The 23,949-nt window shown below is 65.7% G+C and carries 21 protein-coding genes; 13 read left to right on the top strand and 8 right to left on the bottom strand.

Annotated features, from left to right (window positions below):
* Positions 1–256: 256 nt before the first annotated feature.
* From EXZ48_RS09375 to argE, 8 genes are read left to right on the top strand one after another with little or no spacing between them, the layout of a single operon-like run.
* Positions 257–2,338, top strand: a complete 2,082-nt coding sequence (locus tag EXZ48_RS09375) for an FAD-dependent oxidoreductase (RefSeq protein ID WP_130515530.1) — start codon at positions 257–259, stop codon at positions 2,336–2,338.
* A gap of 10 nt (positions 2,339–2,348) precedes the next feature.
* Positions 2,349–3,437, top strand: a complete 1,089-nt coding sequence (locus EXZ48_RS09370) for an ABC transporter ATP-binding protein (RefSeq protein ID WP_130515528.1) — start codon at positions 2,349–2,351, stop codon at positions 3,435–3,437.
* Positions 3,434–4,363 carry an ABC transporter permease gene (locus EXZ48_RS09365; RefSeq protein WP_130515526.1) on the top strand — a complete coding sequence of 310 codons (930 nt, stop codon included), beginning with the start codon at positions 3,434–3,436 and terminating at the stop codon, positions 4,361–4,363. Before EXZ48_RS09370 ends, EXZ48_RS09365 begins: the two co-directional genes overlap by 4 nt.
* Positions 4,360–5,169: an ABC transporter permease gene (locus EXZ48_RS09360; RefSeq protein WP_130515524.1), complete on the top strand. Its 810-nt coding sequence runs from the start codon at positions 4,360–4,362 to the stop codon at positions 5,167–5,169. The genes EXZ48_RS09365 and EXZ48_RS09360 overlap by 4 nt, the downstream gene beginning before the upstream one ends.
* A gap of 19 nt (positions 5,170–5,188) precedes the next feature.
* Positions 5,189–6,205 (top strand): extracellular solute-binding protein, encoded by a 1,017-nt coding sequence (locus EXZ48_RS09355; protein WP_130515522.1) that lies wholly within the window; start codon positions 5,189–5,191, stop codon positions 6,203–6,205.
* A 57-nt stretch (positions 6,206–6,262) separates the two neighbouring features.
* Positions 6,263–6,685 carry a RidA family protein gene (locus EXZ48_RS09350; RefSeq protein WP_130515520.1) on the top strand — a complete coding sequence of 141 codons (423 nt, stop codon included), beginning with the start codon at positions 6,263–6,265 and terminating at the stop codon, positions 6,683–6,685.
* 11 nt (positions 6,686–6,696) lie between these two features.
* Positions 6,697–7,374 carry a DUF1028 domain-containing protein gene (locus EXZ48_RS09345; RefSeq protein WP_130515518.1) on the top strand — a complete coding sequence of 226 codons (678 nt, stop codon included), beginning with the start codon at positions 6,697–6,699 and terminating at the stop codon, positions 7,372–7,374.
* A 3-nt stretch (positions 7,375–7,377) separates the two neighbouring features.
* Positions 7,378–8,538, top strand: a complete 1,161-nt coding sequence (gene argE, locus EXZ48_RS09340) for an acetylornithine deacetylase (RefSeq protein WP_130515516.1) — start codon at positions 7,378–7,380, stop codon at positions 8,536–8,538.
* Between the two features lie 10 nt (positions 8,539–8,548).
* On the opposite strand, the gene EXZ48_RS09335 is transcribed toward argE, so the two are convergent.
* The gene (locus EXZ48_RS09335; RefSeq protein WP_130515514.1) at positions 8,549–9,790 is read right to left on the bottom strand and encodes a benzoate/H(+) symporter BenE family transporter; all 1,242 of its coding nucleotides are present in this window, start codon (positions 9,788–9,790) and stop codon (positions 8,549–8,551) included.
* A gap of 110 nt (positions 9,791–9,900) precedes the next feature.
* Here EXZ48_RS09335 and EXZ48_RS09330 point away from each other — a divergent pair, with 110 nt between their 5' ends.
* Entirely contained in the window at positions 9,901–11,391 is a 1,491-nt protein-coding gene (locus tag EXZ48_RS09330; RefSeq protein ID WP_130515512.1) for a PLP-dependent aminotransferase family protein, read from the top strand.
* A 58-nt stretch (positions 11,392–11,449) separates the two neighbouring features.
* Here the strand turns inward: EXZ48_RS09330 and EXZ48_RS09325 are convergent, their stop codons facing one another.
* From EXZ48_RS09325 to EXZ48_RS09310, 4 genes are all read right to left on the bottom strand, one after another.
* Positions 11,450–12,526 carry an ABC transporter ATP-binding protein gene (locus EXZ48_RS09325; protein WP_130515510.1) on the bottom strand — a complete coding sequence of 359 codons (1,077 nt, stop codon included), beginning with the start codon at positions 12,524–12,526 and terminating at the stop codon, positions 11,450–11,452.
* A gap of 27 nt (positions 12,527–12,553) precedes the next feature.
* Positions 12,554–13,375, bottom strand: coding sequence for a carbohydrate ABC transporter permease (locus EXZ48_RS09320; RefSeq protein WP_130515508.1), 822 nt, complete (start codon positions 13,373–13,375; stop codon positions 12,554–12,556).
* A complete protein-coding gene (locus tag EXZ48_RS09315) occupies positions 13,372–14,235 on the bottom strand; it encodes a carbohydrate ABC transporter permease (protein ID WP_050743330.1) in 864 nt (287 codons plus the stop codon). The genes EXZ48_RS09320 and EXZ48_RS09315 overlap by 4 nt, the downstream gene beginning before the upstream one ends.
* Before the next feature lie 65 nt (positions 14,236–14,300).
* Positions 14,301–15,632, bottom strand: a complete 1,332-nt coding sequence (locus EXZ48_RS09310; RefSeq protein WP_165909318.1) for a sugar ABC transporter substrate-binding protein — start codon at positions 15,630–15,632, stop codon at positions 14,301–14,303.
* Between the two features lie 212 nt (positions 15,633–15,844).
* On the opposite strand from EXZ48_RS09310, the gene EXZ48_RS09305 reads away from it, so the two are divergent.
* The 4 genes from EXZ48_RS09305 to EXZ48_RS09290 all read left to right on the top strand — a co-directional run bounded on the left by EXZ48_RS09305 (position 15,845) and on the right by EXZ48_RS09290 (position 20,340).
* Positions 15,845–17,443, top strand: coding sequence for a GMC family oxidoreductase (locus EXZ48_RS09305; RefSeq protein ID WP_130515504.1), 1,599 nt, complete (start codon positions 15,845–15,847; stop codon positions 17,441–17,443).
* Between the two features lie 92 nt (positions 17,444–17,535).
* Positions 17,536–18,294: a GntR family transcriptional regulator gene (locus tag EXZ48_RS09300; protein WP_023513781.1), complete on the top strand. Its 759-nt coding sequence runs from the start codon at positions 17,536–17,538 to the stop codon at positions 18,292–18,294.
* A gap of 8 nt (positions 18,295–18,302) precedes the next feature.
* A complete protein-coding gene (locus tag EXZ48_RS09295; RefSeq protein WP_165909317.1) occupies positions 18,303–19,271 on the top strand; it encodes an ROK family protein in 969 nt (322 codons plus the stop codon).
* A 10-nt stretch (positions 19,272–19,281) separates the two neighbouring features.
* Positions 19,282–20,340 carry an SIS domain-containing protein gene (locus EXZ48_RS09290; RefSeq protein ID WP_130515500.1) on the top strand — a complete coding sequence of 353 codons (1,059 nt, stop codon included), beginning with the start codon at positions 19,282–19,284 and terminating at the stop codon, positions 20,338–20,340.
* Positions 20,341–20,428: 88 nt separating this feature from the next.
* Here the strand turns inward: EXZ48_RS09290 and EXZ48_RS09285 are convergent, their stop codons facing one another.
* Genes EXZ48_RS09285 through EXZ48_RS09275 form a run of 3 tightly spaced genes read right to left on the bottom strand, consistent with a single transcriptional unit; the run spans position 20,429 to position 23,920 of the window.
* Entirely contained in the window at positions 20,429–21,697 is a 1,269-nt protein-coding gene (locus tag EXZ48_RS09285) for a D-tagatose-bisphosphate aldolase, class II, non-catalytic subunit (protein WP_130515690.1), read from the bottom strand.
* A complete protein-coding gene (locus EXZ48_RS09280) occupies positions 21,697–22,674 on the bottom strand; it encodes a sugar kinase (protein ID WP_023513785.1) in 978 nt (325 codons plus the stop codon). The genes EXZ48_RS09285 and EXZ48_RS09280 overlap by 1 nt, the downstream gene beginning before the upstream one ends.
* Before the next feature lie 34 nt (positions 22,675–22,708).
* Positions 22,709–23,920, bottom strand: coding sequence for an ROK family protein (locus EXZ48_RS09275; RefSeq protein ID WP_130515498.1), 1,212 nt, complete (start codon positions 23,918–23,920; stop codon positions 22,709–22,711).
* Between the last annotated feature and the right edge of the window lie 29 nt (positions 23,921–23,949).

Below are 23,949 nucleotides of genomic sequence, written 5' to 3'. Positions count from 1 at the left end.
CCATCGACCATCAGGGCGCCGGCTCCCGCCGCGATCACATGCATTGCGGGGGGGGGGGGCGGCGCCAAATTTTTCATAATTGACTGAAATCAAAAGATATTTTCCAAGAGACTGAATATCCTCGCATCGATCGAGGGTATCGGGCCGTCCGGCAAACAGTCTCGATTAGCCTGAACCTAATCCATGCTTCCGGAACGCATCATTTACCCGAAGCTCTTCCCCCAATCCTATAGCCTCACAAACCCCGAGGATTGCCATGCGTGACGCCAAATACGACATCCTGTTCGAACCCCGCGCGATCGGCCCGCACGTCGCCAAAAACCGGTTCTACCAGGTACCGCATTGCAACGGCGGCGGCTACCGGGACCCCTCGGCGGCGGCGGCGATGCGCGGCATCAAGTCCGAGGGCGGCTGGGGCGTCATCTTCACCGAGCAGACCGAGATGCACCACACCTCGGAAATCACCCCCTTCATCGAGCTGCGCCTGTGGGAGGACAAGGATATTCCCGGCCTTCGCCGCATGTCCGACGCGATGAAGGTGCACGGCGCGCTCGCCGGCATCCAGCTCGCCTATTCCGGCATCAACGGCCCGAACTTTTATACCAAGGAAGTGCCGCTCGCCCCCTCCGCGCTGCCGATCCGCACCTTCACCAACGACCCGGTGCAGGCCCGCGCGCTCGACCTCACCGACATCAAGAATCTCCGCCGCTGGTTCGTCAACGCCGCCAAGCGCTCGAAGGTCGCCGGCTTCGACCTGATCTGTCTTTACGGCGCGCACGGCTTCGGCATCTTCCAGCACTTCCTGTCGCGCGCCACCAACCAGCGCACCGACGACTATGGCGGGAGCCTGGAAAACCGCTCGCGCTTCGCCCGCGAGGTGGTGGCCGATATCCGCGATGCCGTCGGCGACACGACGGCGATCACCATGCGTGTCAGCCTGGACGAGACCATCGGCGAACTCGGCTTCTCCAATGCGGAGGTGCGCGAATTCGTCGAGATGAACGCCGACCTGCCGGACCTCTGGGACCTCGCGCACGGCGCATGGGAAGACTGTTCCGGGCCCTCCCGCTTCAAGGAGGAGGGCGCGCAGGAAATTCTGGTGAAAGGCATCCGCGAACTGTCGTCGAAACCCGTCGTCGGCGTCGGCCGCTTCACCTCGCCGGATGTGATGGCGCGCATGATCCGTCAGGGCGTGCTGGATTTCATCGGCTGCGCCCGCCCCTCCATCGCCGATCCCTTCCTGCCCAAAAAGATCGAGGAAGGCCGCATCGACGACATCCGCGAGTGCATCGGCTGCAACATGTGCATCACCGGCGACATGACCATGTCGATCAGCCGCTGCACCCAGAACCCGACCTTCATGGAGGAATGGCGCAAGGGCTGGCACCCCGAACGCATGAACGAAAAGGGCGAGAGCCAGACCGTGCTCGTCGTCGGCGCAGGCCCGGCCGGGCTGGAGGCCACCCGCGCCCTCTCGCTGCGCGGCTATGACGTGACGCTCGCCGAAGCCACCACCACGCTCGGTGGGCGCGTCTCGCGCGAGCGGCTGCTGCCCGGCCTTTCCGCCTGGGGCCGCGTGGTCGATTACCGCCAGTACCAGATTTCGCAGCGCACCAATGTCGAGACCTATTTCGACAGCCGCCTCACCGCCGAGGACGTGCTCGGCTTCGGCTTCGAGCATGTCGCCATCGCGACCGGCTCGCGCTGGCGGCGCGACGGCGTCGCCCGCCAGCATGTCGTGCCGATGCCGATCGATCCCGCCATGACCGTCTGGACGCCCGACGACATCATGGGCAAGCTCCACCCGGAAAACCTCGCCGGGAAAACCGTCGTCGTCTACGACGACGACCACTATTACATGGGCGGCGTGATGGCCGAGGTGGTGGCGAAGGCCGGCGCGAGCGTCATCCTCGTTACGCCCTCGGCCTACGTCTCCGACTGGACGCGCAACACGCTGGAACAGGGCGCGATCCATGTGCGCCTCGACGATCTCGGCGTCGATATCCGCCTCAACCGCGGCGTCACCGCCATCCGCGCCGGCGAGGTCGAGACCAACTGCACCTATACCGGCCGCCGGAAGACCATCGGCTGCGACGCCGTGGTCATGGTCGCCTCGCGCCTTTCGGAAGATGCGCTCTACAACGACCTGATCGCCCGCCAAGCCGACTGGGCCGACGCCGGCATCAAGAGCATCAAGATCATCGGCGACGCCGCGGCGCCGGCCCCCATCGCCTGGGCGACCTATGCCGGCCATCGCTATGCGCGGGAACTGGACACGCCCGATATCGGCGACGACCTGCCCTTCCGCCGCGAAGTCACCCAGCTCGAACCGGCGTGAGGAGCACGGCATGACCCAGCAGCCCAAGGCCATCGAAGTGAAATCGGTCTCGAAGTCCTTCGGGGCCTATCAGGCGCTGAATTCCGTCAGCTTCGACATCGGCAGCAACGAGTTCTTTACCATGCTCGGCCCCTCCGGCTGCGGCAAGACCACGTTGCTGCGCATGCTGGCCGGCTTCGAAAGCCCGGACACCGGCTCGATACTGCTCAACGGCAAGGAGGTCGTCGCCATCCCGCCGCACAAGCGCCGCGTCAACACCGTCTTCCAGAGCTACGCCCTCTTCCCGCACATGACGCTGGAGCAGAACGTCGCCTACGGCCTGGAAAACCTCGGCTGGGACAAGGCGCGTATCAAGAGCCGGGTCGGCGAGATGCTGGAACGCGTGCACATGGGCGCGATGGCGAAACGCAAGCCCGCCCAGCTTTCCGGCGGCCAGCGCCAGCGCATCGCACTCGCCCGCGCGCTTGCGCCGGAGCCGGAAGTGCTGCTGCTCGACGAACCGCTCTCCGCCCTCGACCTTAAACTGCGCCAGGCGATGCGCGACGAACTGCGCACCCTGCAACGCGACACCGGCATCACCTTCGTCTTCGTCACCCACGACCAGGAAGAAGCGCTCGACATGTCCGATCGTATCGCCGTTCTCGGTGGCGGCGAGGTGCAGCAGATCGGCACGCCAACGGAAATCTACGAGGAGCCCGTCAACCGCTTCGTTGCCGATTTCGTCGGCGAAACGAACTTTCTGGAGGTCGAAGTGCTGGAAACCGCGGCCGGGGAAGCGACCGTCCGCACGCCCTTCGGCCTGTCGATCACCGTACCGGCCACCGGCCCCACCGCCCGGGGGCGTGCGACGCTTTCCGTGCGTCCGGAAAAGATCAACCTCGGCAATCAGGCCCAGGGGGCGGCGGACGGCGTCACCTTCGAGGGGCGCATCACCAACAAGAACTATATGGGCGGCTACACCCACTACACGCTCGACGTCGCGGGCACCGAACTGCGCGCCTCGCGCCGCAACGCCTCGCGCGAGGGGGATACGATCCCGCTCGGCGCAAAGGTTCCGGTCGGCTTCGTCGTGGCTTCGGCGCGAGTGCTGACGGCATGAGCGACACCGCCCTCCACGCCCCCGCCGGAACGGAGCGCGCCCCGCGCACCCGCTTCTGGCACGACCTCTCCTTCTGGGGCCTGCTGCCGTCACGGCTGCTGATGGGCTTTGCGCTGATCCTGCCGATCTTCATCATCGCCGCCGTCTCGCTCTCCACGCGCGGCGCCCATGGCGGCTTTGCCTGGGACCTCAACCTCGCGGGCTATCGCCAGATCCTCTTCAACGAGGGCTGGACGGGCGAGCTGGAGTTCACCCCGCAATACCTTCTGATCATCGGCCGCACCTTCCTGCTGGCCGGCGCGACGACGCTGATCTGCCTTCTCTTCGCCGTGCCGGTCGCCTATTTCATCTCGCGCCAGCCGCCCGGCCGCAAGGCAATCCTCGTCTATCTCGTGACGCTGCCGTTCTGGGTCTCGATGATCCTGCGCGTCTATGCCTGGATGATCATTCTCGGCAAGGACGGCACCCTGCCGCGCCTCTTCGAAGCCTTCGGGTTCTCTTCCGGCATGAGCTTCATGTTCAACGACGGCGCGACGCTGACGGCGATGGTCTATACCGCCATGCCGCTGATGGTCCTGCCGGTCTTCGCCTCCATCGAAAAGCTCGACGGCACACTGATCGAGGCGTCGCACGATCTCTACGGCGACCGTTGGGTGACGCTGCGCCGGGTGATCCTGCCGCTGACCGCCCCGGGCCTTACGGCCGGCGCGATCCTCGTCTTCGTGCCCTCGCTCGGCGCGGTGCTGGAGCCGACGCTGATGGGCGGCGGCAAGCAGATGATGATGGGCTCGCTGATCCAGCTGCAGTTCGGCGGCGGCCGCAACTGGCCCTTCGGCGCGGCGATCGCCATGGCGCTGATGGCGCTCGTCATGGTCTTCCTGATCGTCACCGCGCTGCGCGCCGCCCGCCGGGAGGTGACGCCATGAACATTCGCCACGACGTCAAGCACTACCCGGGCCTCGGGCCCCTCACCGCTGTCTTCTTCCTCTATCTCTACGCCCCGCTCGCCATCATCGTCGTCTACTCCTTCAACGCCAACCGCGTTGCGGGTGTCTGGACGGGCTTTTCCCTCGACTGGTACGGCTCGGCACTCAACAATGCCGCCCTGATGAACGCGCTGACGACCTCGCTGACGGTGGCCGCCATCGCGACCGCCGTCTCCACCCTCATCGCGCTTTCCGCCGCGCTCGCGATCATCCGCGGCAAGGACCTGCGCTTCCGCAAGCTTTCCGAGACGATCGTCAACCTGCCGCTGCTCCTGCCGGAAATCGTGCTCGCCGTCGCCACGCTCATCCTGTTCTCGCTGCTCGACATCCAGAACGGCATGCTGCGGCTCGTCGTCGCTCATTCCGCCTTCTGCACGCCCTTCGCCTTCCTGCCGATCCGCGCCCGCCTGCAGGGCATGTCGCTCGATCTCGAGGAAGCAAGCGCCGATCTCTATGCGGATCGCTGGACGACCTTCCGCCGGGTGACGCTGCCACTGATCTTCCCTGGCGTCTTCTCCGGCGCGATGCTCGCCTTCCTCATCTCGATGGACGACTTCATCACCTCGAACCTGCTTGCCACGGGCGGCTCGACGACGTTGCCCGTCTATATCTTCTCGCTGATCCGCGCCGGCACATCACCGGAGCTGAACGCCATCGCGACCCTGCTGATCCTTGCCTCGCTCATCCTTGCCACCGTCGCGCTCCTGGTCGCGGCGCGCGGCGCCCGTGAGAACGCCGAACCATAATCAAAGAGAGGAACAGACAATGAAGACCTATCTTGCAGCCACGGCCCTCGCCCTCTGCTTCGCCACCGGCGCACAGGCAGCGGGAGAACTGAACATCTATGCCTGGGCCGAATCCATCTCGCCGGCCCTCATCGAAAAGTTCTCCAAGGAGAACGACGTCAAGGTGAATGTCGACAGCTTCACCTCCAACGAGGACCTTCTCACCAAGTTGCAGGCCGGCTCTTCCGGCTACGACATCGCCACGCCGTCGCAGCATTTCCTGCGCGTCATGATCGACGAGGGCCTTATCGAGAATTTCGAGGCCAGCAAGCTGAAGGCCTACGAGAACATCGAGGAGAAGTGGCGCAACCAGTGGTGGGACGAGCAGCAGGCCTATTCGATCCCCCTCGCCTACGGCACCGCCGGCTTCGTGGTGAACACCGATCAGTACAAGGGACCGACCGACAGCTTCAAATACTTCTTCGAGCCGGACGGCGAGCTGAAGGGCAAGATCGCCCTGCTCTCCTATCCCGACGAGGTGATCGGCGCGGCCCAGCTCTATCTCGGCGTGCCCTTCTGCTCGGAGGACCAGGCGGAGATGAAGAAGGTTCTGGATCTGCTGATGGCCCAGAAGCCGGCTGTCGCCGCCTACTCCTCCGACAATATCGCAAGCCGTCTCGCCTCCGGCGAGGTCTCGGCCCATTTCTGGTGGGACGGGGATTCGCTGAAGGCGCGCAAGGCCGGTTCGCCCGTCAGCCTCGCCATGACCAAGGAAGGTCTTGTCGGTTGGATGGACAGCCTCGTCATCCCCAAGGGCGCGCCGAACCGCGACAATGCGGTAAAGTTCATCGAGTTCCTCTCCACACAGGAAAACGCCACCGAGCAGATGAACTTCTACGCCCATTCCTCGCCGATGAAGGTCGTGCAGGCGAAGGTCACCTACACCAAGGACAAGGCACCCGAGCTCTATCCCGACGTGCCGATCACCTTCTCGCGCACCTGCTCGGCCGCCGCGCAGGACCTCGTGACCCGCGTCTGGACACAGCTTCTGCAATAGTTCGCCATGGCGCCGCGGGTAACCGCGGCGCTCCCCGCCATCGTCAAGGAGACATCCATGCCCGTGCACACCCGCATCCGCCCCTTCAACACCAAGGAAACCTACCCCGAGCAAAAGCTGAACAACGACCTCTGCCAGGCGGTGGTGGCGCGCGGGGCGACGGTGTTCGTGCGCGGGCAGATCGCGCAGGATCTCGACACGCGCGAGAGCCTGCATATCGGCGATGCCGGCGCGCAGGCCCGCAAGGCCATGGAAAACATCAAGATGCTGCTCGAGGAGGCGGGCTCCGAACTCAGCCATATCTGCCGCGTCGTCGTCTATCTCATCGACATCCGCTATCGCGAGGCCGTCTATACGGAGATGGGCAAGTATCTCCAGGGCGTGTTCCCCGTCTCCACCGGCCTCGTGGTCTCGGCGCTCGCCCGTCCGGAATGGCTGGTCGAGATCGAGGCGACCGCCGTCATTCCCGACGAAGCGTGAGGGAGGAGCGCATGACCTTTTCCGTCTCGGGCCGCTGCGCCGATACCGGCATGTTCGGCATCGCCGTCTCCTCGTCCTCGCCGAGCGTTGCGGCGCGCTGCGCCCATGTGCGCGCCGGCGTCGGCGCCGTCTCGACGCAGAACGTCACCGATCCCCGGCTCGGCCCGAAGGGGCTTGAGCTGATGGCAGGTGGACTGTCGGCTGAGGCCGCACTCGAACGCCTCGTTGCGGAAGCCCCGCATATCGAATACCGCCAGCTCGCCCTCGTCGATGCGGCGGGCCGCACGGCCGCCTATTCGGGCGCGAGAACCCTCGGCACCCATGCGGCCGCGCGCGGCAACAACGTGGTCGCCGCCGGCAACATGCTGACGACGACAGCTATCCCGCAGACGATGGTCAAGGCCTTCGAGGCCACCACCGGGAAGCATCTCGGCGACCGGCTGATTGCAGCGATGCGTGCGGCCGTCGCCGCCGGCGGCGAGGAAGGGCCGGTCCATTCCATGGGCCTCGTCATGGTCGACAAGGTTTCCTGGAACGTTGCGGACCTGCGCGTCGACTGGACCGACGGCGACCCGATCGAAGATTGCGCGGCGCTGTGGGAGCGCTGGCGCGGCGAGATGGACGCCTATGTGACGCGTGCCCTCAATCCTTCGGGGGCGCCGAGCTACGGCGTGCCGGGCGATCTTTGAACCATGATCCCCTCGACGCCCGACATTCTCGCCCGCCTCGTCGCAGAGCCGACGATCTCGCGCCACTCGAACCTTGCGCTGCTCGACCATGTGGAAGGGCTTCTGCGCCCGGCAGGCGCGCGCATCGAGCGTTTCTCCCATCCGGACGGCAGCCGCGCCAACCTCTGGGCCAGCATCGGTCCCGAGGGGCCGGGCGGCGTTGTCCTGTCTGGTCATACGGACGTCGTGCCGGTGGAGGGACAGGCCTGGAGCCGCGATCCCTTTACGCTGACCGAGCGCAATGGGCTTCTCTACGGCCGCGGTACGGCGGACATGAAGGGTTTCGTCGCGGCGAGCCTTCGCGCCGCGCTCCTTGCTGCCGGCCGGCCGCTGAAACGCCCCCTGCATCTCGCGCTTTCCTATGACGAGGAGATCGGTTGCATGGGCGTGCGCGGCATGATCGAGGCGTTGGCGGGGCGCGCCGAGCGGCCGGCGCTCTGCATCGTCGGGGAGCCGACGGAGATGCGCATCGCCACCGGCCACAAGGGCAAGCAGGCGCTCCGCGCCTGCTGCCACGGACAGGAAGGCCATTCCGCCCTCGCCCCGAACGCCCTCAACGCGCTGCATCTCGGCGCTGCCTTCATAAAGGCGCTGCAGACGCGGCAAGAGGCGCTTGCGGAAAACGGTGCGCGCGACCCCGACTATGATATCCCCTATTCGACCATCCACGCGGGCATGATGCATGGCGGCGCCGCGCTCAACATCGTGCCGAACCGCTGCGAGATCGACTTCGAGATCCGCACCATCGCCGAGGACGACCCGCACGCCATCCTCGCCGCCATCGCGGCCGATGCCGAGGCCATCGCGAGCCCCTATCGCAATCTGTTTCCCATGGCCTGTATCGAGATCGAGCCCGTCTCGGACTATCCCGGCCTCAACACCCGAACCGACGCACCCGCCGTACGTCTCCTGACGAGGATCCTCGGCGACGAGAGCACGCACAAGGTCGCCTTCGGCACCGAGGGCGGCCTCTTCGAGGAGGGGCTTGGCCTTTCCACCGCGATCTGCGGCCCCGGCTCGATGGAGCAGGGCCACAAGCCGGACGAATTTGTCAGCCACGCCCAGCTCGAGCGTTGCGATACGGCACTGGCGCGTCTCGTGGCCGAGCTTGAAACCACGTTCTAGGAGCACAAACTTATGGCCGCCATTGCCTGTCCGCCACCTTTCCGGGGCTGACAGGCCCCGTAGGCCGGGGCAGACGCACCCGGCCGTTCAGCACGCCATAGGCAAGAAGTCCGATGACCAGCCCCCAGAAGGCCCCGCCGATGCCAAGCAGGTTGATGTTCGCGGCGGAGGCGAGAAAGGTGATGAGCGAAGCCTCGCGGGAGGACGGATCGGCCATCGCCCCCGCAAGGCTGCCGCCGATCGTGCCGAGCAGGGCGAGACCGGCGAGCGTGGTGATGAAGGTTGCGGGAAAGGCCATGAAGACGGCCGCAAGCGTCACGCCGAACACCCCGACGAGCACGTAGAAGCAGCCTGCGGCAATCCCGGCGATCCAGCGTTTGCGACCATCCTCATGGGCTTCCCGGCCGGTGGCGATGGCAGCCGTGATCGCCGCGATGTTGAAGGCGTGGGATCCGAAGGGCGCCATGACGAGGGAACCGAGCCCCGTCACGGTAAGGATCGGATTGGCGCTCGTCCTGAAGCCATCGTTGCGGAGCACCAGCATTCCGGGCATGTACTGGCCGGTCAATGTGATGAGGAACATCGGCAACGCGACCGACAGCAGCGCATTCAGCGAGAATTCTGGCATGGTAAAGACCGGTGCGGCAAATTTCAGCGCAAGGCCTGACAGCTCGACCCTGCCCTGCGCAAGCAGGAAGACCAGCCCGAGCACGAGGATGCCGACCACGGCATAACGGGCGCAGAACCGCTTCAACACGACATAGGCGAGAATGAGCAGACCGACCAGCAACGGATCGACGCTCGCGCCGCTGAACGCGCCGATGCCGAACTGCAGCAGGATACCGGCGAGCAGGCCGGATGCGATGCCCGGCGGGATCAGCCGGATGACCTTCTCGAAGCAACCCGAAAGGCCGAGCGCGACGAAGGCAGCCGCCGAAACCATGTAGGCACCGACCGCTTCCGCATGGGACGTGGTGGCGAGCGCGGTGACGAGGAACGCCGCCGCCGGTGTCGACCAGGCGGTGATGATCGGTTCGCGATAGTGCCAGCTCAAAACAAGCCCGGTCACGCCGACGCCGATGGACACGGACCAGACCCAGGATGCCGTCAGGTCCGGGCCGAGGCCCGCGACCTTGGCAGCCTGAAAGACGAGAATGAAGGTGCCGCCATAATTGACGATGACGGAGATCAGCCCGGCAACGACGGGATGCGTCAGATCATGGAGGCGGATGGGCGATGGTACGGGGGACATGTTGTGACGAAGCTCCTGGACGCGACGGCGCATGGCCGACGAAGGGCTTGACATCTAGCCGGCAAATGGCCGGATTATCCCATCCATTTCGTCAAGAAGGCTCAGACCAATTGTTCAAGCATTCCCAACTGGAAACCGTAAAGGCCTGGCTTGCCCAGCCCGCCCATGCGGCCCTGCCGCTTCACGCGCGGATCCAGCGGGCGATCCGGCAGTTGATTCTCGACGGCGCACTTGGCGCGGGAAAGCCCCTGCCCGCCTCGCGGGCGCTTGCCGGGTCGCTCGGTGTCTCGCGCGACACTGTCGAGGCGGCCTACGCCCAGCTTCACGCCGAGGGCTTCATCGAGCGCCGGGTCGGCAGCGGCAGCTTCGTATCCGAGATGACCGAGTTCTCGCCACCGCGCCGGCCCGCACCGCGCGACCGGCGGGTGCGCAAACAGGCGCCCGCCCTCAGCAAGCGCGGCGAAGCCATGTTCCGCAGCGGCGGCGTTCGCGAACCGCTCGCACCGAGACCTTTCGCACCCGGCGTGCCGGAGACGCGCACATTCCCGCTGCATCTGTGGGAACGCCTCGAGCGGCAGGTGTTGAAGGAGGTCGGCACCGGCGCGCTGCTTCACGGCGATCCGCAGGGAACCGAACCGTTGCGACGCGCCATTGCCGACTACATCAACCTCGAGCGCGGTGCCCGCGCCACCGCCGACCGGGTGCTGGTTCTCACCAGTTCGCAACAGGCCCTGACGCTGTGCGCGACGATGCTCTTCGATCCCGGGGACCGCATTTTCATCGAAGACCCGGCTTATTATGGCGCGCGCAGGGCCTTCGAAGCAGCGGCACTCGACTGCGTGCCCGTCCGCCTCGATCGCCAGGGGCTGATGGCCGAACAGATCATGGCCGAGCCCCGGGGTGCCAGGGCTGTCTTCCTGACGCCCTCCCACCAGTTCCCGACGGGCGCCACGCTGGCGCTCGACCGCCGCCTCGCCCTCATCGAATGGGCGGCCCGCCACGAGGGCTGGATCATCGAGGACGACTATGACAGCGAGTTTCACTATGCCGGCAAACCGACCGCCTGCGTGCAGGGCCTCGATCCGCACGAGCGGACCATCTATATCGGCACCTTCACCAAATCGCTCTTTCCGGGCCTGAGGATCGGCTATGCACTGCTGCCGCCCGCGCTCGTGCAGCCGATGACCGTCGCGCGCACCTTGCTCGACGGGCATTCGGCGCCGCTTGCGCAGCTGACGCTCGCCCGCTTCATGGAGGGTGGGCATTTTGGTGCGCATGTCCGCACGATGCGCAGCGTCTATGCCGCACGCCTGGAGGTGCTGGTCGGTCTCGTTCGGGCACATCTGTCCGGGTTCGTGGAACCGCGCGTTCCCATCGGCGGCCTGCAGATGCCGTGCGTGCTGACCGGCAACCTCTCCGAACATGCCGCTGTCGAGGCAGCCCGCCGGGCCGGTATCGAGTTGCTGGGCCTGTCGTCGCTTCACGCAGGCGGCCATGGCAAGGCGGGCTTCCTGATGGGCTTTGCCGCCTATACGCCGGCGGAGATGGACGTCGCAGTCCGGAAACTCGCCCAGGCGTTTCGCACAGTGGTGAATTCGTAACCCCACAGGCGCTCTAATGACAACCGTTCGCGGCGACGGGACGGCTGATGGGGCGTCGCTACCCCTCTATCTCGACCCGCCCGCCCGTCGCGCGGTCGAAGAGGTGCAGCTTGTCCGTTGCAAAATGCACATCGACACGCTCGCCGACCGCATGGTCGACCCCATCGGGCGTACGGGCGATGATGCGGCCTTCCGGGGTGGACAGGAACCAGAGTTTTTCGTGCCCGAGGTTTTCGACGCCCTCGACCGTGCCGGTGATGGACGCCCCCTCGCCCGCGCCGAGGCGAACGTGTTCCGGGCGGATACCGACGGTCAGCACGGCGGGAAGATGGCGCGCGCCGGGAAGGGTCAGATCGCCGATACGGATGTCGCCGCCTTCCGCCCGCCCCTCGAAGAAATTCATCGGCGGCGAGCCGATGAATTTGGCGACGAAAAGGTTGGCGGGGCGATGATAGACCTCTTCCGGCGTGCCGAACTGCATGAGGTTCGAGCGACCCGCCTGCTTCAGCGGGGCGAGAACGGCGATGCGGTCGCCCATCGTCATCGCCTCGACCTGATCGTGGGTCACGTAGATCATGGTTGAGCCGAGCTCGCGGTGCAGCTTGCTCAGCTCGTGGCGCATGGCAGCACGGAATTCGGCATCGAGATTGGAGAGCGGCTCGTCGAACAGGAAGACCGCGGGCTTGCGCACGATGGCGCGGGCGAGCGCCACGCGTTGGCGCTGGCCGCCGGAAAGCGCGCCCGGCCGCTTGTGCAGGTGATCCTGAAGACCGACCATGCGCGCCACCTCCGCCACGCTCGCCGCGATCTTATCCTTCGCCTCGCCGCGCAGCCGCATGCCGAAGGAGATGTTGTCGGCAACCGACATATGCGGGAAGAGCGCATAGTTCTGGAACACCATGGCGACGTCGCGCCGGGCCGGATCGACCTCGTTGACGACGCGGCCGCCGATGGAGATGTTGCCGGAGCGGCCCTCCTCCAGCCCGGCGATCAGGCGCAGCGTCGTCGACTTGCCGCAGCCGGAGGGGCCGACGAAGACGACGAACTCGCCCGATTTGATGTCGAGATCGAGATTGCGCACGACATCGACGGAGCCGTAGGAGATATCGATGCCTTCCAGGGAAACGGCGGACATGGCTTTTTTCCTTGATTGATCGGGGGCTTACTTGACCGCGCCGAGGCTGAGGCCCTGGACGATGCGCCGTTGCGCCAGAATGGCGAACAGCGCCATGGGCAGGATGATGATGATGGAGGCAGCCGACATCGCGCCCCAGTCGATGGAGGCGTAGCCACGGAAACCGGCGACGGCGAGCGTCACGGTCTGCGCCTTCTCGAAAGTGAGCGCGAGCGCGATGGTCAGCTCGTTCCACATCTTGATGGAATTGAGGATGACGGTGGCGGCGATGCCCGGTGCCGCGATCGGGACGTAGATCGTCCAGACGATGCGCAACGTGCTCGCGCCCTCCAGCCGCGCCGCTTCGGCAAGCGCTTCGGGAATATCGGCGAAGAAGGCGCGCAGCAGCCAGATCGTGAAGGGCAGCGTGAAGACCTGGTAGATCAGCGCCAGGCCGATCACCGTGTCGTAGAGCCCGATGGACTGGAAGAGCACATACACCGGCACGATGAACAGGAATTCCGGCAGCATGTAGGAAATGAGCAGCCAGATCAGGATCGTACGGCGTCCCGGCACATGCTTCTTGTTGAGATAATAGGCGGCCGGAATGCCGGCGGCGAGCGCCAGCACGTTGCCGATGACGCAGACGATCAGGCTGTTGAGGAACGCGCCGGAAAACCCCGTCGAGAACCACGCCTTGGCGAAGTTCTCCCAGACCGGCGTGAAGAACCAGACCGGCGGCATGGCGAAGGCGTCGACCTGCGTCTTCAGCGCGATGCTCAGGATCCAGAAGATCGGAAACAGCGAGACGGCGACGGCAAGGACGGCGACCGCATAGGGCCAGAGGGCGCGGCGGGTGGAAGCGCTCATGCCTTTTCTCCTTCATCGGTGTCGATCATCAGGTAGATGATGCAAAGCGTCAGGATGATCAGCGAGAAGACGACCGCGATGGCCGCGGACTCGCCGAACTTGTAGGACTTGAAGGCCGTCTGGTAGGCGAGTGTCTGCACGCTTTCGGTGGCCCTGAGCGGCCCGCCGCCGGTCGTGCCGAAAATGATGTCGAAGACTTTCAGCGTGTCGATGGTGCGGAAGATGACGATGGTGATCAGCACCGGTTTGAGCATCGGCAGCGTGACGTGGCGGAAGGTCTGGAAGGGTGTCGCCCCCTCCAGCCGCGCTGCCTCGAAGGGCTCGGCCGGCAGGCTTTTCAGCGCGGAGGACAGAATGATGAAGGTGAAGGCCGTCTGCCACCAAGTGTCGATCATGATGATCGAGGGCATGGCGGTCGGCACCGTGCCGAGCCAGGCGGGACCGGGAATGCCGACGAGCGACAGAAGGTAGTTGACGATGCCGAGCGTCGGATCGAGCATGACCTTCCAGATCAGCGACACGGCGATGCCCGAAACCATCAGCGGCAGGATCATCAGCGTGCGGATCAGGCCCGCGCCGATGCGGATACGGTTGATGGCGAGCGCCAGGCCGAGGCCGAGCAGGGTCTCGATGACCACGGCGAAGACAGCGAAATAGAAGGTGTTGAACAGCGCCTTCGGAAAACCGCTGCCCGACAGGATACGCACGAAATTCCGCAGCCCGACGAATTTCGCCTCCGAACCCCAGTTCCATTGGAGCAAAGAGAGATAGCCGGCATAGACGACCGGGTAGAGCGTTCCGGCGGCCAGAAGCACGAGGGCCGGCGCGATCAGCCAGCGGATATGTTTGTCTCGGCGCATGGTCGATACGATCCTGCTTTCGGGAAAAATGGGGCCGGACAGGCCGGCCCCGCGGGAGAAACGGTCTATTCGAGCGTGTCCTGAACGTTGGTCTGGAGTTCGGCCACCGCATCCTCCGGCGACGTGCCCTGGTAGATTTGGTGGATGGCGTCGACGATCATGAGCACGACGTCGTTCCAGCCCTGGCGGAACACCGAGGTGGGGCGGGTGTGCTGCATCTGAGTCTTCACGGCCGCGACATAGCCGGCATCAAGTGCCTTGACGTAGTCGGCATCGGCCCATGCGGAATCGCGCGGCGCACCGCCTGTCGCCACACCCAGCGCCGCCGTCATCTTCTTGTTCGTCGCCCATTGCACGAAGAGCCAGGCGGCATCCTTCTTCGGCGAGTTCTTGGCGATGGAAATGCCCCAGGACCAATGGCCGCTATAGCCGATATCGCCCGTCGAGGCCGGCAGCGGCGCATAGCCGACCTTGCCCGCGATGGCCGAGGTTTTCGCATCCTCGAAGCTCGGACCGAAGACCGAGGCATCGACGAAGAAGGCGGCATTGCCCTGCGAGAAGAAGCGGCTGGCATCCTCCCAGCCATAGGACAAAGCACTCGGCGGACCAGCCTTCAGGAGGCCGGCATAGTAGGAAAGGCCCTTGGCGATGCGCGGATCGTCGAAGCGCGGCTTCGACCAGTCTCCGTCGAACCAGATGTTGTAGGGAAGGTCGGCCGGCTCGTTGCCCCATGCGTCGAGCACGATACCCGTCATCGTATCGACCAGTTCGGCCGAGCGCTTGCCGCGCATCGAGGCGCCGAAAATCTTGCCCTCGCCCTTGGCGCTGATCTCGTTCGCAGCGGCGATCAATTCGTCCATCGTCGCCGGCACCTTGCCGCCGAGATATGTGTCGACCAGCGCCTTGTTGTAGAAGAGCGTGTAGGCCTCGAACGAGATCGGGATCGCATAGAGCTGCGGATCGGGCTTGCCGACCGGGAAAGACGCACCGGCGCGAAAACCTTCTGGGTAGTCGGCGAGATTGTAGTCGGCATCCGTCTTGGCGGCATCGTTCAGATAGGGCGTCAGCGGCTCGACGACACCGGCTTCCCATTGCGTATAGAGCGCCGAGTCCATCTGGATCATGTAGACGTCGGCAACGGAATTGGCCGAGCGGACGGCAAGGTTCATGCGGTCCGAATAAAGGTCCTCCGCAAAGGCATCGATCTTCACCTTGATGCCGGTCTCCGCCTCGAATTCCCCGACATGCTTGCGCAGCTCGGCCGTCCACGGGTGCTCGCTGAGCAGCACCGTGATTTCCTTGCCGGACTGCTGCTTCCAGTCGATGGCGTGCGCGCTGGTGGACAGCGTGAAGGCGACGGAGGCGGCCGTCAGCGCGAGAAATGCCCTTCGTTTCATGATCATGCTCCCGGTTGGTTTTGATCCCCACGCAGTAAGTTGTTCACTTGACAACTTGTTACTACATGTTAAAGACCAGCTAACACAGGCTTGAAGCCCTGTCTAGTGCCCGAGCAGACGCATCGAACGGCGGAAACCCCACCATCGATGGATTTGCCAGCGGACGAGAACGGTCAGACTATCCGGCGACAGGCCGAGACGAAGAGGATGCGATGCGCAAGAGCCCCCAGGAATTCGACTATGTCATCGTCGGCGCCGGTTCGGCGGGCTGCGTGCTGGCCAACCGGCTGAGCGCCGACCCGGCCGTTTCCGTCTGCCTCGTCGAGGCTGGGCCGAGCGACCGCAGCCTCTTCATCCGGATGCCCGCGGCGCTGACCTTCCCCATCGAAAGCGACCGCTACAACTGGAAATTCGAAAGCGAGCCGGAGCCGGAACTGCATGGCCGCAGCATCGGTCAGGCGCGCGGACGCGGCCTCGGCGGCAGCTCCTCGATCAACGGCATGGTTTTCGTGCGCGGCGCGAAAGAGGACTACGACGGCTGGCGCGAACTCGGCGTCGATGGCTGGGATTTCGAGGATTGCCTGCCCTTCTTCAAGAGGCTGGAAAACTTCGAGGGCGGCCGCGACCCGATGCGCGGTGGTGCAGGGCCCATCGATGTCGTGCGCAGCAAGACCGACCACCCGCTCTACCGCACCTTCCTGAAGGCTGGGCAGGAGTTCGGCCTGCGTGAAGCCGGCGACTATAACAGCGGCGCGCAAGACGGCGTCCACATCACCCAGGCGACCATCCGCGACGGCGTGCGCTGCAGCACCAGCCTCGCCTACCTCACCCCGGCAAAAAATCGCCCCAACCTCACCGTGATGACAGGCTGCCTCGTCGAAAAGATCCTTCTCGACGGCCGCACAGCGACGGGCGTCACGCTCTTGCAGCGCGGCGAGCGCAAGACGCTGCGCGCCGCCCGCGAAACCATCCTGTCGGCCGGCACGGTCGGCTCGCCGCATCTGCTGATGCTCTCCGGCATCGGCGACCGTGAGGCCCTGAAGGAGCACGGCATCGCCAGCGCCGCCCACCTGCCCGGCGTCGGGGCCGATCTACAGGACCATGTCGTTGCCCCGTTGCGCTTCACCTCGCCGGGCGGCGTCTCGATCCGCCGGCAGCTCAACATGCTCGGCCGGCTGAAGCTCGGCATCGAATGGCTTTTGTTCAAGCGCGGCCTCGGCGCGACCAATTTCTTCGAAGTCGGCGCTTTCTTCAAGAGCAGCGAGAACGTGCCCTATTTCAACATGCAGCACGAATTCCTGCCGTTCCTCGCCGATTTCCAATCCGGCAAGGTGACGATCTCCGATGGTTTCCAGTATTTCGTCAGCCAGATGCGGCCCTACAGCCGCGGCCGGATCGCGCTGAAATCCGCCGACCCCGCCGCAAAACCCTCCATCCGCTTCAACTATCTCACCGACCGGCGCGACACGCTCGAAATGATCGACGGCATCCGCAAGACGCTGGACATGGCGCACCAGCCGTCCTGGGATCGTTATCGCGGCCAGCCGGTCGATACGCCCGGCCTCAAGGCTTCGGACGCCGAGATCGAAGGGTGGCTGCGCACCGTCGCCAACACCGAACACCACCCGACCAGCACCTGCCGCATGGGCGCGGACGACCATGCCGTCACCGACGCCGCCGGCCGGGTGCACGGGCTGGAAAAATTGCGCATCGTCGACGGCTCCATCCTGCCACGCGTGCCCTCCGCCAACATCAACGCCCCGATCATCATGGCCGCGGAAAAGATCGCCGCAACCATGACGCGGCGCTGATGGCGAAGGGAACATTCTCAAGGTGCGCTTGCCGACTTGTCTCGACATGTTAGAGACTGTTGGTTTGACCGCCTCACGAGAAAGGAAAACCGATGACCGAGACATGGCTGAAGAAGAAACCGATCCGCAAGAGCGGCGCTGTCCCGATGTATGCGCAGGTGGCCGAAATCCTCGACGGCGCGGTGAAGGCGCGCAACGGCGCGCATTTCGCCCTGCCCTCGGAAGGTGAGCTGTCGCGGGAATTCGGCGTCTCCCGCGTCACCATCCGCCAGGCGCTCAAGCAGCTCGAAACCCGCGGCGTCATCTATAGCGAGCACGGCCGCGGCTACTTCAGCACCGCCTCGCGCATGAAGGGCGTCTCGGGCTTCCACAGTTTCACGACGGAAGTGCGCAAGCTTGGCGCCGAGCCTGGCTCTGTGGTCGTCGCCTTCGAGGAAGGACAGCCGCTGTCGCCCGCCTTCCGCAAGCATCTCCAGACCGAGAGCGAAAGCGGCCCGGATTTCCTCTTTCTGCGCCGGGTGCGCAGCATCGACGGCGATCCGGTGGCGCTGGAGGACGCATACCTGCCTGCCGCGCTCTATCCTTCGGCAACGCGGGCAATGTTCGAGGGTGCTTCGCTTTATGCCGAGATGGCATCGACCTGGGGCATCGTGCCCACCTGGACGGACGCGCTGTTCGAGCCGGCAGCGGCCACGGACGAAGAGGCCGCCCACCTGAAGATTGCGCCCGGCGCACCGGTTCTCACCGTCTGGCGTGTCACGGTCACCGATACGGATCAGGCCGTCGAATATGTGAAGTCCGTCTACAAGGGCGACGGCTTCATGCTGAACGTCAATCGATATCGCCTCTAGGAGCACCCGTGTCGCAACAGGATTTCGCAATCGGCATCGACATCGGCGGCGGCAGCACGAAGATCGGCCTCGTCTCGACTGGGGGCGAGATCATCGAGCGACGGCGCGTGGTCGTCGGCGATACCGACGATGCGGACACGATCGTCGCGCAGTATGCCGAAACGGTTCGCGACATCCTCGGCGCACATCCGGCGGCGAGGGTGCTGGGGATCGGCATCGGCTTCCCGGGCCGCATCCATCCGGACAACCTGTCCGGCGATCTCGGCAACATCCCTGCTCTCGACGACTTCCCGCTGGCCGAGCGGATCGGCGGGCTGTTTTCCCTTCCGGCGCGGATGGAGAACGACGGAACCGCAGCCGGTCTTGCGGAGGCGATGTTCGGCAAGGATCGCGCTGCCCGCCGCCTTCTCCTGATCGCGGCAGGGACCGGCATCGGCGTTGCGCTCACCATCGACGGAAAGCCGTTCATCACGTCGGGCGGAGGCCTCGGCAATGCCGGGCAGCTCATCATCCACGGCAGCGACGGCCGCCCCTGCCGCCAGGGATGCGTCGGTTGCCTGGAATCGCTGGCGTCCGGCGACGCCCTGAACGGCATCGCGCGGCGCTATTGCGTCGAGGTGCCGGACAGTCCACTCGCCAGAAGAGCAAGTGACCACGGACGGGAGGCCGATGCGTCCGATGTCATCGCAACAGCGCTTGCCGGCGATGCGGCCGCAAGGGCGATGCTCTCGGATGTCGGGCGATGGCTCGGCCGCGGCGCGGCGACCTGGGCGCAGATCTTCGCGCCCGACGTCATTCTGCTCGGCGGCGGGTTGAGCGCGGCCGGCAACCTGCTGCTCGCCCCGCTGGAGCGGGAAGCGCGGCTCTCGGGCCTCGACCTCTATCTCGCACCGGTCCGTTTCGCGCTTGCCTCGCTCGGCAACGACGCCGGCATCATCGGTGCGGCAGCGCAGATCTTTCCCACCCCCAAGCCATGATGGAGTTTCCGTGTCCCAGTCCTATCTCGACGAAATCGCCGAACAGCCGGCGGCAATCCGCAAGCTCGGCCGGCTCGTCACGCCCGACCTGATTGCCAAGGCCAAGGCGATCCGCACCGCGATCGACAACGGCGATGTGCGGCATGTCCTTCTCACCGGCATGGGCGGCTCCCTGTTCAGCGCCTACGGCACCTGGCTGCGGCTGAGCCAGGCACTGCCGGTCCCGGTCTCGCTCTGGGATACGTCCGAACTGATCCAGCAGGCGCCGGCGCTGCTGCGGGCCGGCACCCTGGTCATCGCGATCTCGCAGTCGGGCGAAAGCGTCGAACTGCGCCGCATGACGGAACTGGACGCCGGCGTCACCGTCAAGGTTGCGATCACCAATCCCAGCGACAACACCCTCGCCCGCTGGGCCACGCTGGCGCTGGCGACGGAGGTCGGCCCCGAGCAGACCGTATCGACCAAGACCTATACCGCCGGCCTTGCCACCCTCTATATCCTGGAGCGCCTGCTGACCGGCGACGGCGACACCCTGGCAGCAGACATCGCCACGCTCGCCGATGCCGCCGAAACCCTGCTCTCCACCCTGCCCGCGCGGATGGGCGAAACGCTGGCCACGCTCGGTCACGACAGGCCGCTGACCTTCATCGGCCGCGGCGCAAGCTATGCCAGCGCCCAGATGGCCGCGCTGGTGACGGCTGAGGCCGCAAAGGCCCCGACACAGGCGCTGTCCGGCGGCCAGTTCCGACACGGTCCGCTGGAACTGGTGCGCGACGGGTTCCGCAGCCTGCTGTTCCTCGGCGGCTCCGGTGCGACACTCGACCTCAACCTGAAGACCGTCGCCGACATCACCCGCTTCGGCGGCCGGTGCCTCGTCGTCGCGCCGGAAGCCACGGCAGCGGCCGTTGCGGGGAACGAACCGGTCCTGTCCCTGCCCGATGTTGCGGAAGGGCTTCTGCCTGTGCTGGAAATCCTCCCCATCCAGCTCCTGATGGTCCCGATGGCCGTCGCGCGCGGCTTCGAGCCTGCAAAATTCCTCAACGGCTCGAAGATCACCGTCATCGAGTAGCAACGCGAACACCACCCCGGCCCAGAAGCCGGGGTGGTGTTTTCCATGCTGAAGAGCACGACGGGTTTCCTTGCGCCGGAAAACCGATCTATCGGTTGCCGGCGGCGGCGTAGGCGGCGAGCACTTGCGCAATCCGCCAGATGACGACGGCCTCCGGGTCCAGCGGCCTGTCGGCGAACCGGCCCGCCGCAGACATGTGCTGCCAGAACAGCGGGAGCGGCACGGTGCGGTCCTTCAAGGCCGCAAACAACCGCCCGACGGCGGCCTCCGCTTCCGGGGTCGCCCAGTAGTAGCGAATGCGGTCGGAAAGCGAATAGTGCCGCAGCAGCCGCTCCTCCTCCTTCGCGCCATGATAGTGCCGGCACCAGTGCTCGGGGTGGTGCAGCATGGTGGCCTCCATGGCCGCCATGAGGGGGCGCTCCCCGTAGTCGGGGACCAGGTCCGACGCGATAGCATCCAGTGCATAGAGCGCTTCGCGAAGCACGAATGTCAGTTCCGGGCCGACCTTCAGAATGGGAAAGCCATCCTCGACAAGCGCGGCGAGCGAACCGGTTCCCTGGTAGTCGGTCGAATGCGCCTCGAAGACGAATTGCGGTTCCGCATCGAGAACCTGCGCAAGCCCGGCGATCTTTGTCCGGTCGTAGAAGATCACATTGTGGTTGCCGAATTCGACGCCCGGCTGCACGACGAGGCCGATTGCGCGCTCGAAGGCCGCCGACAGCCCGGCCTCGGCGAAGACCCGTCGATGGATTTCGATGGTCTTGCTGGCAGAGACCCCGTCCGTCGGCTCGATCGACGTCAGGGCGTGATCGGCACCGCCCGGCGGCGGCACCTCCGTTCCGATGACATAGACAGGCATGGCGCCGCCGGCAGCGGCCGCATGCGCTTCCGCAACGGCGGCAAGCCGGCAGGCACGACGCGCCGTCGTTTCGTCATCCAGCGCCGCCGGCTCACCACGGCACCCCATGGAGGCATCGAGGTGGATCTTGCGGAAGCCGGCATCGATATAGGCCGCGACCATCGCCTCCGCCTCGGCCATCGCCTCTTCGGCCGGCTGCTCGCGCCATGGATTGGGGCCGAGATGATCTCCCCCGAGGACGACAAGCTCCCGTGGGCAGGCCTCCTCCACGGCCAGTTCGTGCACAAGGCGGGCAAAATCCGCCGGCTGCATGCCGGTATAGCCGCCCAGATGGTTGACCTGGTTGCACGTCGCCTCGATCAGCACGGTACGTCCGGTCTTTGCGCCATGCCGCAGCGCCGCCCGCAGGACCAGCGGATGGGCCGAGCAGACCGACGTTATTCCCTTCGGCGTGCCCTGGCGCCGCAGCGCCGCAAGTTCCCCCAGCGCGACCCCCATCACGAATACCTCCCCGTCGAAGCGATGAAAGCGTCGAGTTCGTCCCGCGTTCCCGCGCCCTCCATCGGGCCGAGGCGGGTCACGTTGCGGGCACCTGCGGCGGCGGCATAGGTCAGGGCGTGTTGCGGCGTCAGGCCAAGGCGGCGGCCGGCGACATAGGCGCCGCCGAAACAATCGCCGGCACCCGTGGGATCGACCTCCTCGACCACGAAGGCCGGCACGTCGACCCGCGTTCCGTCACGGTTGAAATAGCTGGCCCCATCAGCGCCGCGCTTCAGGACGACCTCCTTCACGCCGCGCTCGAACAGGCGGCGAACCGCAGCCGTTTCGCCATCCACGCCGGCCGCCCGCTCCAGCTCTTCCCCCGACGGCAGGAGCAGATCGGCGGCGGAGACGAGGCGATCGAAACGGCGCTCGGTTTCCGCGTCGAGTTTCAGCTCCTTGCGGATGTTCGGATCGACGGACAACGTACCGCCACGGGCCTTGATGATATCGACCGCCTTGTCGATGACGGCAATGGCACTGGGCATCGACAGCGCCGAGCCCATGACGTGCAGGTGCCCGCCGCGCCCGACAAGGTCGCTCACAGGTACGCTCCATCCGAAACGCGCCGCGGCAGACCGCGCGATGTTGAACACGAAGTCGCGCGAGCCGTTGTCCCGATAGCGGACGAAGGCGCTGCCCGTCGGGAATTCGGGATCGATGGAAATGGCCGAGACATCGACGCCATCGCGCTTTAGGCGCTCGACGTTCACGCGCCCGAAATCGTCATCGCCCACGGCACCGATCATCGCGGCCTGGCCGCCGAAGCGCCCGCATTGGGAAATGAAGATCGCCGGAGCACCGCTGGCAAAGGGGCCGATCAGCGGCTGAGCCTCGACAAATCCCGTGCCAACCGTCGTCGCGACGATCTCGACAAGGATCTCGCCCACGCAGATCGTGGGGCCGAGCGCATCCGGTGCCAGTGCAGACGTCATGAGGGATACCTCGCTTTGATGCTGGGGGCCACGCCTAGGTGGCGGTTGAGCGTTGCAGCGCCGGATCATCGGCACCGAGGTCTTCATTTTCGAGCGACAGGAAGCGCTGATGCAGCATGCAGGCCGCCCCGAAGGCGGGGCCGATTTCCGTGTCGTCGACGGAAATCTCCGGCGCGGGGAACAGCGTGCCCTGCCCCTCCGCCATATGCGCAGCTACGCGGGCCGCGACCAGCGGATAGAGCCCGGCCACCGATCCCCCGAGCACAATCCGCTCGGGATCGATGAGGCGGCATGCCTGCAGCAGGGCGCAGGCGAGATACCGCGACCAGTCTTCGGCAATGTTCACGGCGGCGGGAACACGGTCGCGCACATCCGCGATGAAAGCGTGCAGTCCGGGCGCCGCCGAACCGGTCGCCGCGCGATACCGTGCCACAAGTGCCTCACGCCCGATCAGCTGCTCAAACTTCTGCCCGCCGCTGCCGGGCACCAGGATGTGACCGATCTCGCCCGCAAGGCCATGGCCGCCGCGAAAGAGCTTGCCATCGATCATGATCCCGCCGCCGATACCGGTCTCCATCGAAAGGAAGAGCGTGACGCCCGCCCGGCCGTTCCGGTAGCTGTCGCCGATCGCAAAGGCATTGGCATCGTTCTCGACCGCAACGGGCATGGGAACCGGAACGGCATCGCGGGCGATCTGCCCGAGCGGCACGTTTCGCCATCCGATGATCGGCGCCAGCGCAACGACCCCGTCCGGTCCGATATGCGCGGGGGTCGATATCCCGAGCCCCCTGCACCGGGCAAGCATGCCCGGGTCCATGGCACCGACGACCATCTCGATCGCCTGCTGCATCGCAGCCTCGACGGTCGAGGAGACCGTGTCAAACGCCTCGCTCCGATAGAGCCGAACCTGGGCGGCAAGGTCGACGACGGTCGTCGAAATGTGCTCGACACCGATTTCGACGCCGATGAAGAAGGCGGCATCGGGCACGAGCTGGAGCATGATCCCCGGCCGCCCGGCACGGGCCTGGCCGGCGCGGTCGGGGCCGTCGCCATCGATCTCCTCGACGAAACCGCTTCCCGTCAGCTCCGCCACGATCTGCCCCGAGGACGAGCGGTTCATGGCAAGTTGCCGCGCCAGCTCCGCCCGGCTCATGCAGCGGTTGCTGTAGATCGCCTGCAGCGCGGCCACGATGTTGTTCTGCCGAATGCGGCGCGGCGTGCTGCCGATGGAAACGATGTCGCTCATCTCCCGATCCCCCCGAATGAACCCGCCTC

It is taken from the genome of Shinella sp. JR1-6 (assembly GCF_004284735.1).
GTDB lineage: Bacteria > Pseudomonadota > Alphaproteobacteria > Rhizobiales > Rhizobiaceae > Shinella.
The sequence above is the reverse complement of the archived record's forward strand: the minus strand, read 5'-3'. Positions and strand labels throughout refer to the sequence as shown.